This is a genomic window from Lysobacter sp. S4-A87 (assembly GCF_022637455.1).
Classification (GTDB): domain Bacteria; phylum Pseudomonadota; class Gammaproteobacteria; order Xanthomonadales; family Xanthomonadaceae; genus Lysobacter_J.
Window position 1 is genome coordinate 2,100,683 of sequence record NZ_CP093341.1, and the last position, 17,340, is coordinate 2,118,022.

Here is a 17,340-nt window from a genome sequence, read left to right on the forward strand (position 1 = left end):
TTCCTTGCACGTTTCTCCTGTCGTCGTTGCGTAATTTGCAATGACAGGTCAATGACAGGTTCGCATGCCTAGCCTGAATCACGCCAACGATTCCAACGCGCGGAATCGCAGCAGATCAGGAGAAAAAGCCGCATGCGAAAGGATCGCAGCCGTCCGTCATCGACCACTCTGTCCACGTTGTTGTTGCTGACCTTGGCCACAACTGTTGCCAATGCAGACGAAGGTGATGTCACAGCAACGCTTGGAGGAAGACTGCACTGGGACTTCGGGCAATTCGAGAACGACCGGCGCGGTGCGCCCAACGTCGACGACACCGAGATCCGCAGGCTGGCACTGGAAGTGTCGGGCAAGCTGTACGGCCTGGAGTACACGGTGGAGGGCAACTTCGCCGACCTGCAGGACGATTTCAGCGTCGAGGCGATCGAAGCCTGGGACGTCCTGGTCAGCAAGAAGTTCAGTGCCGGCAAGCTGACCGTCGGCCAGTTCAAGCAGCACTTCACCCTCGACGACCGGATCAGCTCGAACTACGGCGTGTTCCTCGAGCGGTCGCTGTTCGCACAGACGCTGGCGCCGCTTTACCGCCTCGGCGCGGGCTGGCTCAGTGCCGGCGACGCCTACACCATCGGCGGCAGCGTCTACAGCCTGGAAAGCATCGACGAGTGGCAGATCAAGGGCCGCGCATTCGGTGGCCGCGGCACCTGGGCGCCGATGCACGAGGCCGGGCGCGTGTTGCATCTGGGCCTGTCGGCGGCACGCGAGTACTACGACCATCCCGGCCGCGACGGCGCGCCGGCGTTGCGCATACGACCGCGCCCGGCAGGGCATCTGTCCGACGCCAGCCGCTTGACGCTGGTGAGCTTCGGCAGCGGGCGCGACACCGATGTCGACAAGACGTCCATCGAATTCGCCGCCGTGCGCGGTCCCTTCCATGTCCAGTCCGAAATCGGTGACGCGCGCTTCGACGACGGCGGGCAGAGCGGTCGCGTCGATTCGGCCTATGCCGCCGTCGGCTGGTTCATCACCGGCGAATCGCTGCCCTACGATCGCGGGGGCGGGCGCTTTGGCCGGGTCAAGCCCAACCGCAGCAGCGGCGCCTGGCAGCTGGCGTTGCGCTACGACACGATCCGCGGCCGGCAGAACCTGTACGGCGTACGCGACTTCAGCGACACCTCGATCGCGGCCACCACTGCCGCCGTCAACTGGCACCTTCGCTCCAACCTGCGCTTCCTGCTCGACTGGACCAGCAGCCGCAACTACGACCACCTGCGTGCGCTGACGCTCGACCGCACCCAGGCGCTGACCGGTCGCTTCCAGTACGACTTCTGACGTCTCCCTGCATCCACCACCGGCGCATGCCGGTCTTTGCCATTGCCGATCCACGAGGCCACTGAATGTCCCTGCTCCGCTTCCTGCTTCCTGCTGTCGCCGCCTTGTCGCTGCTGTTGCCCGCACACGCCATTGCCGATCCCTCCCGCCCCGAATGCATCGCCCCGGCTTCGCCCGGTGGCGGCTTCGACCTGACCTGCAAGCTGGCCCAGACCGGACTGGTCGAAGGCAAGGCGCTGTCGCGGCCGATGCGCGTGACCTACATGCCCGGCGGCGTCGGCGCGGTCGCCTACAACACCGTCGTCGCGCAGCGCCCGGCCGATGGCAATGTCATCACCGCCTTCTCCAGTGGCTCGCTGCTCAACATCGCCCAGGGCAAGTTCGGCCGTTACGACGAGAATGCGGTGCGCTGGCTGGCGGCGGTGGGCACCAGCTACGGCGCGATCGCGGTGCGCAGCGATTCGCCCTTCAAGACGCTTGGCGACCTGATGGCAGCGCTGAAGAAGAACCCCGGCAAAGTCGTCATCGGTTCCGGCGGGACGGTCGGCAGCCAGGACTGGATGCAGACGGCCATGCTGGCCAAGGCCGCCGGCATCAGTCCGAAACAGCTGCGCTATGTCGCGCTGGAAGGCGGCGGCGACATCACCACCGCGTTGCTGGGCGGTCATATCCAGGTCGGCAGCACCGACATCGCCGACTCCATGCCGCAGGTGAAGGCGGGCAAGATGCGCATCCTCGCGGTGCTGGCCGACAAGCGCCTTGCCCGGCCCGGCATGACGTCGATCCCGACCGCGAAGGAGCAGGGTTACGACGTCGTCTGGCAGGTCGCCCGCGGCTTCTATGTCGGCCCGAAGGTGAGCGCGCAGGACTACGCCTACTGGAAGGCCGCCTTCGACAAGCTGCTGGCCTCCAGGGATTTCGCCCGCCTGCGCGAAGAGCGCGAGCTGTTCCCGCTGGCGCTGACCGGGCCGCAGCTCGATGCCTACGTGAAGCGGGAAGTCGCGCGCTACCGCCAACTCGCGCGCGAGTTCGGCCTGGCCAAACGCTGACCCAGGCCAAGGAATGCCCATGACGACACAACCCGCCGCGCTGGTGCAGCGGCTGTTTGCCGGGGCCTGGCTGCTGACCTGCATCGTGTTCGCGGTGATCGGCTGGGACTACCAGGCCGAGTTCTCGTACGAGCCGGTCGGCCCGCGCGCGTATCCGCTGCTGTGCCTGGGCCTGATGGCGATCGGCCTGGCGTGGCTGATCGTGCGACCGCCTGCGCTCAAGCACGAAGAAGACGATGCACCGATGGACGCGGCGCTGCTGCGCAAGGCGATGCTGTGCATCGCACTGTTGCTGGCCTATGCCGGGCTGTTCGAACCGCTCGGCTTCATCCCCAGCAGCGCGCTGGTCGGCAGCTTCATTGCCCTGCTCTACGGCGGCCGCCCCCTTCCCGCCGTGACCACCTGCACATTGCTCAGTGCCGGCCTGTACCTGCTGTTCGACTGCCTGCTTGAAGTGCCGCTGCCGCTTGGCGTGCTCGAGCGACTTCCCTTCTGACGGGCCCCATACGATGGAAACCTTCAACTACCTCGGCCAGGGCTTCGGCGTTGCCCTGACCCCCTACAACCTGGTCACCGCGCTGCTGGGAACGCTGATCGGCACGGTGGTCGGGTTGCTGCCCGGCATCGGCCCGATCAACGGCGTCGCCCTGCTGATCCCGGTGGCCTACGCGCTGGGCATGCCGCCGGAATCGGCGCTGATCCTGCTCGCGGCGGTCTACCTGGGCTGCGAGTACGGCGGCCGCATCTCCTCGATCCTGCTCAACATCCCCGGTGAGGCATCGACGGTGATGACCACGCTCGACGGCTACCCGATGGCCAGGCAAGGCCTGGCCGGCGTGGCCCTGTCGCTGTCGGCATGGAGCTCGTTCCTCGGCGCCCTGATCGCCACCTGCGGCATGGTGCTGTTTGCGCCATTGCTGGCGCGGTGGGCGATCGCGTTCGGGCCGGCGGAGTACTTCGTGCTGATGGTGCTGGCAATCGTCGCGCTCAGCGGCCTGGCCAACGATCGGCCATTGAAGACGCTGCTTGCGGCCTTGCTGGGGCTGTTCCTGTCGAGTGTCGGCATCGATGCCAACAGCGGCGTGTACCGATTCACGTTCGACAGCCTGCATGTCGCCGACGGCATCCAGTTCGTGGTGCTGGTGCTGGGGCTGTTCTCGGTCAGCGAGATCCTGTTGCTGCTGGAGAAGACGCACAGTGGCCATCGCATGGTCGAGGCCACCGGTCGGATGCTGTTCAACGCCCGCGAGGCGGCGTCGGTGTTCTGGATCAACATGCGCTGCGGCGTGCTCGGCTTCTTCATGGGCGTGCTGCCCGGTGCCGGTGCGACGCTGGCCAGCGCGGTGGCCTACATGTCCGAGAAGCGGCTGGCCGGCGACAGCGGCCGCTTCGGCCAGGGCGACCTGCGCGGACTGGCCGCGCCGGAAACCGCGATCGGCGGCGCCGCCTGTGGCGCGATGGTGCCGATGCTGACCCTCGGCGTGCCCGGCTCCGGTACGACTGCGGTCATGATCGGCGCGCTCAGCCTGTACAACATCACGCCCGGGCCGCTGCTGTTCCAGGAACAGCCGCAGGTGGTGTGGGGGCTGATCGCGTCGCTGTTCGTCGCCAACGTGATGCTGCTGATCCTCAACGTACCGATGGTGCGCGTGTTCACGCGGATCCTGGCGGTGCCGAACTGGGCGCTGGTGCCAGCGATCGCAATCATCACGACGATCGGCGTGTACGCGGTGCACGCGACCACGTTCGACCTGGTGCTGATGGTGGCCATCGGCGTGCTGGGCTACCTGTTGCGCAAGCTCGACTTCCCGCTGTCGCCGGTGCTGCTGGGTTTCATCCTGGGGGGATTGATGGAGCAGAACCTGCGACGGGCCCTGTCGATCTCCGACGGCGAGCTGGGGATCCTTTGGGCGAGTCCGATCTCGCTGGCGACGTGGGGCCTGGTGGGTCTGATGCTGGTGCTGCCGTTGTGGCGGGCCTGGCGGAAGCGGTGAGGTAGAGGGGGCGCCGCGGGGTCAGAGCTCCGGCGCCTTCCCGTCCACCACGATCTTGTCCAGCCGGATCCGGTTGGCGAACAGCGAGAACGCCAGCATTCCCGCCAGCCCGTTCGCACGCGCCACCCACTGCGGCAGCCAGCGCGCCGGCTTGATCACGCCATCGGCGAACAGCGGCTCGAACCGCTGCACGTCGGTCAGCGTCATCTTGCCGGCGAACAGCCAGCGGCACAGCTGCAACTTGCCGTCGCGCAACGCCCAGCGGAAGAACGTGTGCACGCCGACCAGGCCGCGCAGGTACACGGTGTCCTTGGTGAAAGCATGGCCGCCAGTGGTCGGCACGCCGCGGAAAACGCGCTGCGCCGAGGCGAAGCTGTCCTCCGGCGTTTGCCCGGAGTCGAGGAAATAGCGGAAAACCTCGATGAAGTCGGCGCCGGCCAGCGCCATCGCCACCGCCTCGATGCGCAGGCTGATGCGCTTCATGCGGCCGATGTCGATGCTGCCGGTGATCTGTTCGGCGAACGTCGCCAGGCCTTCCTGGGTCGCGGTGATGCGCGGCGACGACAAGGCCAGGCTCGGCAGTACCGGCTGTTCACGGCCATTGAGGGCAGTGAGCGAGTGCACGAAGGCTTCGTGCTGCAGCAACTGGTGACGGTCGTAGTCGCTGAAGGCGGCGCCATGGCGCAGGCGGATGCGGGTGGCACCCGCGGCGGCCTTGGCGATCAGGTCCGGATCCAGTTCGACCGAGATCACGCGCCCGTCGAAGTAGGTGTCGAGCTCGCGCTGCAACTGCAATTGCAGCGCGGTGGCGGAGATGGTGACGTGCTCGGCCGGCGACATCAGTTCGCGGTCGAGCTCGTCGGCGATCGAGATGAAGTGCTGCGCCGCTTCACGCGTGGTCGGTCCATCGCCCGGAAGGGCTTCGTCGGGGCGACCAAACAGCTTGATCGAGTGCTCGCAGACTGCCGGCGTGCCCAGCGATTCGCACAGTGCCGCGGCCTGCGACCAGCTTCGCGCCGAATCGATCAGGTACTGGCCCAGCGGATGGTGCGGGTCGGCCTGCGTCGCGATCGCCTCCATTTCGGCGCGCGTCTGGCTGAAATCCAGGCTTGGGTATTCGATCTGCGGGAGCTTGACCACACCGCGCGCGTAGTCAGCCAGGAATGCTGCCTCCTGGCCCGCCGGCCAGCTGACCAGGGCCAGCAACCGCACATCCTTCGCCGCTGCGACCATGCGCGCATCGAGCGCGGCGTGATGGGCGATCTCGGGCGCGAATCCGGTCATGTCATCGAGTAGCCCGGGTAAGGCCACAGGCCGCACCCGGGTACCAGGCGCATCCGACCCCGGGTGCGGCCTGTGGCCTTACCCGGGCGACTAGTGCTTCCCATACTTCTCATCGAGGCGCTTGTTGAGCGACTTGCCTGCCACTTTTTCTTCGGCCTTCTGCGCGCGCCGGTTGGCCAGGCGATTGGCGGCGCCGGCAACCTCATCGCTGAGCTTGAGGTAGTTGGCGAAGCGTTGCGGGTCGAGCTTGCCGGCCTCTATCGCTTCGCGCACGGCGCAGCCGGGCTCGCGCGCGTGCTTGCAGTCGCGGAACCGGCACTTCTCGGCCAGGGCTTCGACGTCGCTGAAGTTCTCGGCGACGTCTTCCTCGCCGGTCGGCTTGAGCTCGCGCATGCCCGGGGTGTCGATCAGGCAGGCGCCGGTCGGCAGCGGGATCAGCGCGCGATGGGTGGTGGTGTGGCGGCCGCGCGAATCGTTCTCGCGCACTTCGCCGGTCTTCATCCGCTCGGTGCCGAGCAGGGTGTTGGTCAGGGTCGACTTGCCGGCGCCGGAACTGCCGACGAAGACCGCGGTCGTGCCGGGCTGCAGCCAGGGATCCAGGGCCGCGACGCTGTCGGGGTCGCGGGCGTTGACCGCACGCACCGCCACGCCCTGGGCCGCCAGTTCCACCAGCGCGGCCATCGCATCAGGCAGCACTTCGGGGTCGGCGGCCTCGGCCTGGTCGGCCTTGGTCAGCACCACCACGGGTTCGACGCCGCCGCCGCGCACCAGCAGCAGGTAGCGCTCGATGCGACGCGGATTGAAGTCGGCATCCAGGCCGCAGACCACGAATACGGTGTCGACGTTGGCCGCAATCAGCTGCTGCTGGTAATGCTCGCCGGCGGCGCCGCGCTTGATCGCGCTGCGCCGTGGCAGCAGCGCCACCGCCTTGCGGCCTTCCACCAGCAGCCAGTCGCCGACACCGGGGCGCTGGTCGATGGTGACCGTGCCCTTGCGGTAGCCCGGCGGACGCTGCCATTCGGGCAGGGACTCGACCGGGAAGCCGTGGTCGGGGCCGTCGGCAACGATGTAGCCGCTGCGGTGCTGTTCGATGACCCGCGCCGGCCTTGCACCGGGGTGCTCGGCCATGAGGTCGAGCCAGACCTGGTCGAGCGGCGGGGTCTCAAGCGACGGGGTCTCAAGCGACGGGCTCTCAGGCAGCGAGCTCTCAGGCGACGTGACCTCAAGCGACGAGCCCGCGACCGGATCTGGCGAACTGGCCTTCAACGGCCAACCAATGGCCTGCAGGGCGTCGAAACCGGGGATCAAGACTGTGCGGAGGCTGGGGACATGCCCGGATTCTAGCGGTCAACCGGGGGCAGGGACGGATCCGTGTTGCCGGGTCGGGTCGCGGTCGCGAGCGGATGCACCGTCCGGCACCCGTAGTGAAGGCGCTGGCGGTTACCGCTCACACCGGCGCAGTTGCACGTAATTGCGCCATTTCCGCTGCCGTTCGCGCCGGTTTCGGCTAGTCTGGCTCTCCGACCCCCCATTTGCCTGCAGCAATGTCCCAGTCCCCCGTGAAGACCCGCGAACGCCTGTCCGAAGTCCGCTACGAAATCCGCGGTGAACTGGCCCGGCGAGCCCGCGAGCTGGAGGGCCAGGGGCGCAAGCTGATCAAGCTCAACATCGGCAATCCCGGCGCGTTCGGTTTCCGCGCCCCCGAGCACCTGCAGCGCGCGATCGCCGACCACATCAGCGACACCGACCCCTACACCCACCAGCAGGGCCTGCCGGCCGCGCGCGAGGCCATCGCCAGCTTCCACAAGCAGCGCGGCACGCCCAATGCGAGCCCGGAGCGCGTGTTCGTCGGCAATGGCGTCAGCGAGCTGATCGACCTGTCGCTGCGCGCCCTGCTGAACCCGGGCGACGAGGTGCTGCTGCCCTCGCCCGACTATCCGCTGTGGTCGGCGGCGACCATCCTCAACGACGGCCGCCCGGTCTATTACCGCTGCCTGCCGGAGAACGGCTTCCTGCCCGACCCGGACGAGATCGCCTCGCTGGTGTCCAGCCGCACCCGCGCGATCGTGCTGATCAACCCCAACAACCCGACCGGCGCCGCCTACCCGCGCGAGCTGATCGAGAAGATCGTCGCCATCGCCGCACGCCACAAGCTGCTGCTGATGTGCGACGAGATCTACGACTCCATCCTCTATGACGGCAACCAGTTCACCCCGATCGCACCGATCGCCGGTGACCTGCCGTGCCTGTCGTTCGGCGGCCTGAGCAAGGTCCACCGTGCCTGCGGCTGGCGCGTGGGCTGGGCGGTGCTGTCGGGCGACCCGGTCGCCAGCGGCAACCTGCACCACGCCATGGACCTGCTCGGCGCGCTGCGCCTGTGCGCCAACGTGCCCGGTCAGTTCGCGATCGAGGCGGCGCTGCATGGCGAGGACACCATCGCGCCACTGTGCGCGCCCGGTGGCCGCCTGTTCGAGGCACGACGCGCGGTCATCGACAGCGTCGCCGCCAGTCGCCACTTGCAACTGGTTGAACCGGCGGGCGCGCTGTATGCCTTCCCGGCCGTCACCGGTGCGGCGGCGCAGGGCTTCGACGACCATCGCTTCGCGCTCGAACTGCTGGAGACCGAAGACGTGCTGGTGGTGCCGGGCTCGAGCTTCAACGTGCCCTACCGCAACCATTTCCGCGTCACCCTGCTGCCGCAGCCCGACGACCTGCGCGAAGTGTTCCGCCGCATCGAGCGCCTGCTCGACCGCTACGCGGGCAGCGAAGCCGGACAGGCGCAGGCGGCCGTGGCCTGATCGTGATGGACAGCGTTCCCGCCACCGCTCTGTCGTACCTGGCGCTCGGCGACAGCTACACCATCGGTGAAGGCGTGGCCGCCGATGGCCGCTGGCCGCACCAGCTGGCGCATGCGCTGCGCGGGGAAGGTATCGCCCTCGCCGACCCGCGCATCATCGCCACCACCGGCTGGACCACCGACGAGCTCACCTGGGGCATCGATGGCGCCGAACCGCTGGGCGAATGGGATTTCGTCAGCCTGCTGATCGGCGTCAACAACCAGTACCGCGGCCGCAGCGCGGTCGAATACCGCAGCGAGTTCGAGACCCTGCTCAGGCGCGCTATCGCCTTCGCCCGCGGCCGCGCCGACCGCGTGCTGGTGCTGTCGATCCCAGACTGGGGCGCGACCCCGTTCGTGAAGACCACCCAGGCCACACCGGCCACCATTGCCGCCGAGCTCGACACCTTCAACGCTGCCGCGCAGGTGGTGTGCGAGGCGCACGGCGTGGCGTTCGTCGACATCACGCCGGTGTCGCGCGAGCGCGGCGGCGAGAAGGAGATGCTCGCCGACGACGGCCTGCACCCCTCCGCGGCGATGTACACGCAGTGGACCACGCTGGCCTTGCCGGCCGCGCGCGGGCTGCTGGCACGATGAGCGATTCCTGCGGCGCGACGACGCACGCTGCCACGGCACCGTTGCCGGGCAAGCAGGCACGCGCGCTGGCATCGGCGTTCCTGCCGCGCGAACACTGGTACGGGCGCCGCGACTACTACTATGCGTGGAGCAAGTTCGGCACCGATCCGCTGTATCCCGGTGTCTGCGAGGCCCTGCGCGGAACCCGCGCACCTCTGCTCGACATGGGCTGCGGGCTGGGCCTGCTCGCGCATGCACTGCGCGCCGATGGCCAGCGCATGCCCTACCGTGGCTACGACAACGACGTCGGCAAGATCCTGCGCGCGCGCAAGGCCGCGGCGCGCTGCGACCTGGGCGAGGTGACGTTCGAAACCGCCGACCTGGCCGAGGGCGTGCCCGCGCATCGTGGCAGCGTGGCCGTGCTCGACGTCCTGCAGTTCGTGCCGGTGGAGGCGCAGATGCGGGCGATCGACGAGGCCATCGCGATGCTCACGCCGGGCGCGAAGCTGGTGATCCGCACCGGATTGGCCGACGGCAGCCATCGCGCCCATGTCACGCGCTTCGTCGACATCTTCGCCAAGGTCGTTGGTTGGATGAATGCGGCGCCGTTGAACTATCCCGACGCGGACGCCGTGCGTGCGCGCCTGGCCGATGCCGGATTGAAGGCGAGCTTCACCTCGCTGCGCGGACGCACGCCGTTCAACAACTGGCTGATCGTGGCGGGTTGAGCGTCGCGGGCCGAGCGCTGCCCTACGACTGCGCCTCGAGCTGTTCCGGCAATACAGTGCGGTAGCCGCGCTGGTCGAGGCGGTCCAGCACCGCCGCCAGCGTTTCGACATTGCGACCATGGCGTGAGCCCTCGTGCAGCAGCACGATCGCGCCGGGCGCGAGGTCGCGCTCGATGCGCGCGGCCACCCCGGCCGGCTCCTTCAGCACCGCATCGAAGCCGCGCGCCGACCACGCCACCCGTGCCAGTCCGTGGCGCTTGAGCGCGGCGGCGACAAACGGATTGGCCATGCCGACCACGGCACGGAACCATCGCGGCGGCGCACCGGCCAGTTGCGTCAACGCGGCCTGGGCATCGTCGATCTGCGCCCGCATCGCCATCGGCGGCAGCGCCCAGAACCGCGCCTGGGGATGGGTGTGGCTGTGCTGGCCGATGCCGTGTCCACGGCGCGCGATCTCGCCGACCAGCTCCGGCCGGGCCTGGGCGCGGTCGCCCACCAGGAAGAACGTGGCCCGGGCATTGCGCGCATCGAGCAGGTCGAGCATCGCCCGGGTGTCGTCGGAGGGGCCATCATCGATGGTCAGCCAGACCACGGGCTCGGCCGTCGGCAACCGCGTCAGCACCGGACTGAGCAGGCGCGACTGCGGCCGCAGCGTTGCCCAGACCAGGGTCAGGTGGCTGGCCAGCAGTGCCGCAAGCCCCGCAGGCCAGCCCCATTGCCACCAGATCGCGACCACCGCCAGCTGCGAGGCGGCAAACAGCCAGGCCCAGGCGTGGGGATGGCGAGGCGGTTGATGGAAGACTGGCATCGGGATCCATGGTAGCCGGGGTTGCCTCCCGGCTGCGGCGCCCCCACATGCACCACATCCCCTCAAGGCCAGACCCCATGTCCCTCGACCCCGCCCTGCGTTCGCGCATCGAAACCCTGCTGCAGTCCAACCGTGTCGTCCTGTTCATGAAGGGCGCGCCGGAGGCACCGCAGTGCGGCTTCTCGGCCAAGGCCGTTGGCGTCCTCAATGCGCTGCTGCCGCAGGGCTACGCCCACGTCGACGTGCTGTCGGACGCGGCGATCCGCGAGGGCATCAAGCAGTACGGCAATTGGCCGACCATCCCGCAGCTGTACATCGATGGCGAGCTGGTCGGCGGCAGCGACATCGTCGAGCAGATGGCCGGCAACGGCGAACTGCACGGCGTGCTCGGCCTGCCGGCACCGGACCGCAGCCCGCCGAAGCTGACCATCACCCCCTCGGCGGTCGAGATGCTGCGCGGCGCCATCGCCAATGCCGGCGCCGGCTACGCGGTCCAGCTCGACATCGACGCGCGCCACAACGCCCGCCTGCAGCTGGCACCGGTGGATGCCAATGCGGTGGCGGTCGAAGTCGACGGCGTTCGCGTGCAGACCGACTGGATGCAGGCGCGTCGCGCCGACGGCATCACCATCGACTGGGTCGATGACGAGCGTGGTCGCGGCCTGGTCGTGCACAACCCGCAGGCACCGCCGGCCGTGCAGTCGATCGCGCCGGCGGATGTCGCCGCACGCGTCGCCGCAGGCACGCTGCGCCTGGTTGACGTGCGCCCGGCACCCGAGCGCCAGCTGGCCAGCGTCGCGGTCGCCTTCGACAGTTTCGACAACGGTCTCGATGCGCTCGAAGCGCTGCCCAAGGACACCGCCCTGGCCTTCCTGTGCCATCACGGCGGCCGCAGCCAGCAGGCGGCCGAGCACTTCCGCGACCTGGGATTCCGCGAGGTATACAACGTCGTCGGCGGTATCGACGCGTGGGCGGACGTCGACGCGAGCGTGCCGAAGTACTGACCTTCCCTTGATCCTGCAGGGGCCGGTTCGCTGGCTCCTGCATTCGCCTCTGCCTCAGCCGAAGCCACCGCCCGCATCCAGGTAGGCCTGCTCTTCCGCCGTGTTGATCCGGCCCAGCTCGCGATTGCGATGCGGAAAGCGGCCGAAGCGCGCGATCACGTCGCGATGGCGACGGGCGTAGTCGAGGTAGTTGTTGCCCGATTCGCCACCGATCGAAGACGCCAGTTTGACCGACCGCTCCTGGTCGGCGATCGCCTCGGAGTGTTCGAACGGCATGTAGAAGAAGACGCGCAGCACCGGATCGACCTGGTGGTCGAAGCCGCGTTCGATCGCGCGTGCGGCGTAATGGCGCGCCAGCGGATCGGTGGCGTAGGCATGGCCGCTGCCGCGGAAGACGTTGCGCGGGATCTGGTCGAGCAGGATCGACAGCGCCAGTGCGCCCGGCGCGGTGTCCATCCAGTCTTCGAGTTCGCGGCGTGCGGCGCGGTGGTGCGTTGCCAGCCATTCCTCGTGGCAGCGCGCGTCGAAGCTGTCGTCGCGGTCGAACCAGCGCTCATAGCCGGCTTCCAGCCAGAAGGCGAGGACATCGTGGGGAGTGGTGGGCATGACGGTACTCACACCGATTCGTCGGCCAGCTGCGTTTCCAGCTCGTTGATCCAGAGCTCGGTCACGCTTTCCAATGTCACCGCGTGGATCAACGGGCGGATCGATCCGCCCGAGTACGACTGCGAGACAAAACGCGCGTAGCGCTCGCGGAATGCCAGCCAGCTGCGATGGGCTTCGTCGAACACCACCAGCGATTCGCCGTCGAGCTGGCGACGCAGGTGCGCCACCACCGTGGCCAGCCGCGTTTCGACGCGCTGCAACTCGCTGGCCGCCTGCTGGTTCATGTCGGACTGGGTCACGGCGGCATCGTCGCTCTGGCGGGCGACTTCCTCGGCTTTGGTGAAGTAGTTGTCGGCGATCCGCGCGGCGTTCTCGGCCTTGCCGATCAGGCGCTGCTCGAACTGGCGCAGGTCGTCGAGGTTGGTGTTGGCACTGTCCAGGCCCTGCTTGAGGTCAAGCAGCTTCTGGTTGCGCTCGATGGCCTCGACCGCGCCGCGCCGCTCGACCCTGCGCTGGACGAAATAGAACAGCCAGGTGAGCAGTGCGCCCGCCAGCAGATAGATGAATTTCTCCATTCCCCGTCCCCCGCTCCAAGTCCTCATTCCCAGGCCGCTAGTGTGCCCGGGAGGCGTCGCAAGGTCTGCGATGGCGGGCGGCGAAAGTACTTGGCGGGCCCTGACGACATGTCCTTCACGGGGCCTGCACAAGACTGAACAACCCCGCGGGCCGCTCAGGCGGCCGTCACATCGCCACCGCCATTTTCCATGGCGCAAGTCACTTCCAGAGGGAAACAACCATGAAGCAGTCTGTTGTCGCAGCCCTGTTGCTTGCAGGCCTGCTCGCTCCACTCGCAGGGAACGCGCAGAACATCCAGTGCACGCTGCTCTGCAATCCGCCTCGGATGATCTGCTATCCGGCCGGAACGATACCGCCGATCAACCGAATCTGCCCGCCGAGCCGCACTGCCGAGGCGCCCGTCACCGAGTCGACGCTGGCACCGCCATCGCAGTCGACCGCCGCGCAGAGCGCGTGCTCGGCGGTGTCGGTGTTCAACGAGGAAACGCAGAGCTTCGAGTGGCAGATGGATTGCGATTGATCGCATTGCCATTGCACCGCACGTGGAAAAGGCCGGCAGATGCCGGCCTTTTCTTTGGCGTGCTATCCCGGGTGCGCTTCGCTTACCCGGGCTACCTTGCAACGTGTGGTCCGGGCTGCCTTGGGCGTAGCCCGGGTAAGCGAAGCGCACCCGGGGCCTGTGCAATGACCTACTCGTCGAAGCGCAGGTGCCGCACCGACTTGCCGTTGCGGCGGATCAGCCTGAGTGCTTCGATGCCGACGTTGATGTGGTTGTCGACGTAGTCCGAGCTGACGCGCGCATCCGAGGCTTCGGTCTTGACGCCCTCCGGGATCATCGGCTGGTCGGAGACCAGCAGCAGTGCACCGCAGGGGATGCGGTTGGCAAAGCCCGCGGCGAAGATCGTCGCCGTCTCCATGTCGATGGCCATGCAGCGCATCGTGCGCAGGCGCTCCTTGAAGGCGTCGTCGTGCTCCCAGACGCGGCGGTTGGTGGTGAACACCGTTCCGGTCCAGTAGTCGTGGCCGAGGTCGCGGATCATCGTCGATACCGCGCGCTGCAGCGCGAACGCCGGCAGCGCCGGCACCTGAGCCGGCAGATAGTCGTCGCTGGTGCCTTCGCCGCGGATCGCCGCGATCGGCAGGATCAGGTCGCCGAGCTGGTTCTTCCGCTTCAGGCCGCCGCACTTGCCCAGGAACAGCACCGCCTTGGGCATGATCGCGCTGAGCAGGTCCATCATCGTGGCGGCGTTCGGGCTGCCCATGCCGAAGTTGATCATGGTGATGCCGTCGGCGGTGGCACTGGGCATCGGCCGGTCCATGCCGATCACTTCGGCGCCGGTCAGGCGGGCGAAGGTGTGCAGGTAGCCGCCGAAATTGGTCAGCAGGATGTGTTCGCCGAACTGGTCCAGGGGCACGCCGGTGTAGCGCGGCAGCCAGTTGTCTACGATCTGTTCCTTGTCTTTCACGTACGTGTTCCTCGCGTTGTCTCTTGCCGGGGCCAGCGGACTGGCACAAATGACAAGCTCCAACGCCCGGTCGCCAGCTTGCTGGCGCCTACCAGGGCGGGGGCTGCCTGGAGCTGCATTCTGTCATGCCCGGACATGACCTTCGTCGGCGATTGCACGGACCCGCTACCGCAGCTAGGGTGCGGATTGATTGTTCGTGCCACCTCCGGGGAAATCCATGTTCCGACCTCTGGTCGCCGCGCTGGCCGCGGTGCTTTCCGTCGGCGTCGCCCATGCGGCTTCGCCCGACGCACCTGCGTCGAAGTCCTCCGCCTCGAAGTCACGTTTCGTCGAGGACCCGTACCCGAGTACCTACCGTGCGATCGCCGCCGGCCCGGTCCTGATCGAGCATGCGACCGTGCTCACCGGCACCGGCCAGCGCCTCGACAACGCCGACGTACTGCTGCAGGACGGCAGGGTGATCGCAGTCGGGAGCGCGCTGCAGGCGCCGGCCAACGCCACCCGCGTCGACGGCAACGGCAAGTGGGTGACGCCGGGCATCATCGACGTGCATTCGCACCTGGGCGTGTATCCCGCCCCCGGGGTAAGCGCGCACAGCGACGGCAATGAAATGACCGGCGCGGTCACCGCCAACGTCTGGGCCGAGCATTCGATCTGGCCGCAGGATCCCGGCTTCGCCGCGGCACTGGCGGGCGGCATCACCTCGCTGCAGGTGCTGCCGGGCTCGGCCAACCTGGTTGGCGGTCGCGGGGTGACGCTGAAGAACGTCGCCGCCACCACCTACCAGGCGATGAAGTTTCCGGATGCGCCGTGGGGCCTGAAGATGGCCTGCGGCGAGAACCCCAAGCGCGTCTACGGCCAGAAGAGCGGTCCGGCCACGCGCATGGGCAACGTCGCCGGCTACCGCGCCGCCTTCATCGATGCCAGCGAGTACCTGCGCAAGAACGGTGGCGGCGGCAAGAAGAACGACGAGACGGCGAAGAAGAAGCACTGGTGGCAGTCGAGCAACGGCAACGGCGCCGACAGCGAGAAGGACACCGGCGGCAAGCGCGACCTCAAGCTCGACACGCTCGCCGGCGCCATCAACGGCGACATTCGCGTGCACATCCACTGCTACCGCGCCGACGAAATGGCGATCATGCTCGACCTGGCCAAGGAGTTCGGCTTCAAGGTCGCCGCGTTCCACCACGGCGTGGAGGCGTACAAGCTGGCCGACCGCCTCGCCGCCGAGGGTGTCTGTGGCGCGCTGTGGGCCGACTGGTGGGGCTTCAAGATGGAGGCCTTCGACGGCATCCAGGAGAACATCGCCCTGGTCGATCGTCCCGCCAACAGCTGCGCGATCGTCCACTCCGATTCCGACGAAGGCATCCAGCGCCTCAACCAGGAGGCGGCCAAGGTGATGGCGCACGCCAGGCTCGCCGGCATGGACATCGCGCCCGAGCGCGCGATCCGCTGGCTCACCCAGAACCCCGCGCAGGCGCTCGGGATCCTCGACCGCACCGGCACGCTGGAGCCGGGCAAGATGGCCGACGTGGTGGTCTGGAACGGCAATCCCTTCAGCGTGTACGCGCATGCCGAGCAGGTGTACATCGACGGCGCACGCGTGTTCGACCGCAACGACCGCAACCGCCAGCCGGTGTCGGATTTCATGCTGGGACAGGGCGCTGCGGCGCAGGGAGGTGTGCTGTGAGGACGATCCAATCCCACAAGGCAGGCCGACGTCCATGGATTCCCGCCGTCGCGGGAATGTCGGTGCTGCTGGCAGCGCTGGCGCCCATGGCGGGCGTCGCCCAGGAACTGCTGATCCGCAATGCCACCGTCCACACCGCGACCGCGCAGGGCACGCTGCACAACGCCGACGTGCTGGTCAGCGGCGGCACGATCCGCGCCGTCGGCAATGGCCTGGTCGCGCCCGCGGGTGCGCAGGTCATCGATGCCCAGGGCAGGCCACTGACGCCGACGCTGTTCGGCGGCATCACCGAGATCGGTCTGGAAGAGGTGTCCGGCGAGAAGGACACCAACGACGAGACCCTCACCCTCGGCGCTGAAACCAAGCAGATGACGGTGCGCCCGGAGTTCGACGTGACCCTGGCCTACAACCCCGACTCGGTGCTGATACCGGTCGCGCGGATCGAAGGGATCGGCTGGACGCTGCTCGGCGCCGGCACCGGTGCCGGCGGTTCGATCGTCGCCGGCCAGGGCGGCGTGGTGCGGCTGGACGGCAGCGCCGATCCGGTCGGGCCGCGCGAACTGTTCGTGCGCATCGGTGGCGATGCCATTGGCCTGAGCGGCAACTCGCGCGCCGCGCAGTGGATGATCCTCGACCAGTTGATCGACGAGGTGCGCGGGCGCATCCCGGCCGATGCCAATGCGGCGCTGCTGACGCCGGCCGGACGGGCGACGCTCGCCCGCTACATCGGCGGCGGCGGCCGCGTGGTGGTCGCGGTCGATCGCGCCGCCGACATCCGCCAGCTGCTGCGCTGGTCGGCCCGCCACAACGTCCGCATCGCCATCGCCGGCGGTGCCGAGGCCTGGCGCATGGCCCCGCAGCTGGCCGCGGCCAAGGTGCCGGTGTTCGTCAATCCGCTCGGCAACCTGCCGTACGACTTCGACCAGATCGGCGCGACCATGCAGAACGCCGCACGCCTGCGCGCAGCCGGCGTCCGGGTCGGCTTCACGCAGACCGGCGATGCCTCGCACAACGCCCGCAAGGTCCGCCAGCTGGCCGGCAATGCCGTGGCCAACGGCCTGCCCTGGGACGACGGCCTGGCCGGCCTGACCCAGGTGCCGGCCGAAGCGTTTGGCGTGGCCGATCGGATGGGCAGCATCGCGCCGGGCAAGCGCGCCGACCTGGTGCTGTGGAGCGGCGACCCGCTCGAGGTCAGCGCCCTGGCCCTGCAGGTGTGGATGGACGGCCGCGCGATCCAGATGCGCAGCCGCCAGACCGAGCTGCGCGACCGCTACCTCCACCCGGCCACGCCGGCGGAGAACGGCGGCTTGCCGCGAGCGTATCCGCAGTCGGGTCGCTGAATCCTTCCAGCCCTGGCAGCCCCGGCCCGACTGCGGGCCGGGGCTCAAGCCACGTAT

Annotated in this window: 17 protein-coding genes; 11 read left to right on the plus strand and 6 right to left on the minus strand. The window is 68.3% G+C overall.

Annotated features, from left to right (window positions below; translation table 11 throughout):
• Positions 1–132 precede the first annotated feature (132 nt).
• From MNR01_RS09480 to MNR01_RS09495, 4 genes are all read left to right on the plus strand, one after another.
• Positions 133–1,326, plus strand: coding sequence for a porin (locus MNR01_RS09480; RefSeq protein WP_241917582.1), 1,194 nt, complete (start codon positions 133–135; stop codon positions 1,324–1,326).
• Between the two features lie 65 nt (positions 1,327–1,391).
• Entirely contained in the window at positions 1,392–2,375 is a 984-nt protein-coding gene (locus MNR01_RS09485) for a tripartite tricarboxylate transporter substrate binding protein (protein ID WP_241917583.1), read from the plus strand.
• 19 nt (positions 2,376–2,394) lie between these two features.
• Positions 2,395–2,871 (plus strand): tripartite tricarboxylate transporter TctB family protein, encoded by a 477-nt coding sequence (locus MNR01_RS09490; protein WP_241917584.1) that lies wholly within the window; start codon positions 2,395–2,397, stop codon positions 2,869–2,871.
• Positions 2,872–2,884: 13 nt separating this feature from the next.
• The gene (locus tag MNR01_RS09495; protein WP_241917585.1) at positions 2,885–4,369 is read left to right on the plus strand and encodes a tripartite tricarboxylate transporter permease; all 1,485 of its coding nucleotides are present in this window, start codon (positions 2,885–2,887) and stop codon (positions 4,367–4,369) included.
• Between the two features lie 21 nt (positions 4,370–4,390).
• On the opposite strand, the gene MNR01_RS09500 is transcribed toward MNR01_RS09495, so the two are convergent.
• Together MNR01_RS09500 and rsgA are read right to left on the minus strand one after the other, a co-directional pair.
• The gene (locus MNR01_RS09500; protein WP_241917586.1) at positions 4,391–5,653 is read right to left on the minus strand and encodes a flavohemoglobin expression-modulating QEGLA motif protein; all 1,263 of its coding nucleotides are present in this window, start codon (positions 5,651–5,653) and stop codon (positions 4,391–4,393) included.
• 90 nt (positions 5,654–5,743) lie between these two features.
• Entirely contained in the window at positions 5,744–6,919 is a 1,176-nt protein-coding gene (rsgA, locus tag MNR01_RS09505) for a ribosome small subunit-dependent GTPase A (RefSeq protein WP_241920578.1), read from the minus strand.
• Positions 6,920–7,197: 278 nt separating this feature from the next.
• Between rsgA and MNR01_RS09510 the strand changes: the two genes are divergently transcribed.
• Genes MNR01_RS09510 through MNR01_RS09520 form a run of 3 tightly spaced genes read left to right on the plus strand, consistent with a single transcriptional unit; the run spans position 7,198 to position 9,793 of the window.
• Positions 7,198–8,451: an aminotransferase class I/II-fold pyridoxal phosphate-dependent enzyme gene (locus MNR01_RS09510; protein WP_241917587.1), complete on the plus strand. Its 1,254-nt coding sequence runs from the start codon at positions 7,198–7,200 to the stop codon at positions 8,449–8,451.
• Between the two features lie 5 nt (positions 8,452–8,456).
• The gene (locus MNR01_RS09515; RefSeq protein WP_241917588.1) at positions 8,457–9,086 is read left to right on the plus strand and encodes an SGNH/GDSL hydrolase family protein; all 630 of its coding nucleotides are present in this window, start codon (positions 8,457–8,459) and stop codon (positions 9,084–9,086) included.
• Complete coding sequence (locus MNR01_RS09520) at positions 9,083–9,793, plus strand: class I SAM-dependent methyltransferase (RefSeq protein WP_241917589.1); 711 nt, start codon at positions 9,083–9,085, stop codon at positions 9,791–9,793. The genes MNR01_RS09515 and MNR01_RS09520 overlap by 4 nt, the downstream gene beginning before the upstream one ends.
• A 22-nt stretch (positions 9,794–9,815) precedes the next feature.
• On the opposite strand, the gene MNR01_RS09525 is transcribed toward MNR01_RS09520, so the two are convergent.
• On the minus strand, positions 9,816–10,601 hold the full coding sequence (locus MNR01_RS09525) for a polysaccharide deacetylase family protein (protein ID WP_241917590.1): 786 nt from the start codon (positions 10,599–10,601) through the stop codon (positions 9,816–9,818).
• A 77-nt stretch (positions 10,602–10,678) separates the two neighbouring features.
• Between MNR01_RS09525 and grxD the strand changes: the two genes are divergently transcribed.
• Positions 10,679–11,605, plus strand: coding sequence for a Grx4 family monothiol glutaredoxin (gene grxD, locus MNR01_RS09530; protein WP_241917591.1), 927 nt, complete (start codon positions 10,679–10,681; stop codon positions 11,603–11,605).
• Between the two features lie 54 nt (positions 11,606–11,659).
• Here the strand turns inward: grxD and MNR01_RS09535 are convergent, their stop codons facing one another.
• Together MNR01_RS09535 and MNR01_RS09540 are read right to left on the minus strand one after the other, a co-directional pair.
• Positions 11,660–12,211, minus strand: coding sequence for a DUF924 family protein (locus MNR01_RS09535; RefSeq protein ID WP_241917592.1), 552 nt, complete (start codon positions 12,209–12,211; stop codon positions 11,660–11,662).
• 8 nt (positions 12,212–12,219) lie between these two features.
• Entirely contained in the window at positions 12,220–12,786 is a 567-nt protein-coding gene (locus tag MNR01_RS09540; RefSeq protein ID WP_241917593.1) for a lysozyme inhibitor LprI family protein, read from the minus strand.
• 221 nt (positions 12,787–13,007) lie between these two features.
• Between MNR01_RS09540 and MNR01_RS09545 the strand changes: the two genes are divergently transcribed.
• The gene (locus MNR01_RS09545) at positions 13,008–13,307 is read left to right on the plus strand and encodes a hypothetical protein (protein WP_241917594.1); all 300 of its coding nucleotides are present in this window, start codon (positions 13,008–13,010) and stop codon (positions 13,305–13,307) included.
• Positions 13,308–13,476: 169 nt separating this feature from the next.
• Here the strand turns inward: MNR01_RS09545 and MNR01_RS09550 are convergent, their stop codons facing one another.
• Positions 13,477–14,253, minus strand: a complete 777-nt coding sequence (locus MNR01_RS09550) for an AMP nucleosidase (protein ID WP_241917595.1) — start codon at positions 14,251–14,253, stop codon at positions 13,477–13,479.
• 217 nt (positions 14,254–14,470) lie between these two features.
• Here MNR01_RS09550 and MNR01_RS09555 point away from each other — a divergent pair, with 217 nt between their 5' ends.
• Positions 14,471–15,943, plus strand: a complete 1,473-nt coding sequence (locus MNR01_RS09555; protein WP_241917596.1) for an amidohydrolase — start codon at positions 14,471–14,473, stop codon at positions 15,941–15,943.
• Between the two features lie 56 nt (positions 15,944–15,999).
• The gene (locus tag MNR01_RS09560) at positions 16,000–17,283 is read left to right on the plus strand and encodes an amidohydrolase family protein (RefSeq protein ID WP_241917597.1); all 1,284 of its coding nucleotides are present in this window, start codon (positions 16,000–16,002) and stop codon (positions 17,281–17,283) included.
• Positions 17,284–17,340 lie beyond the last annotated feature (57 nt).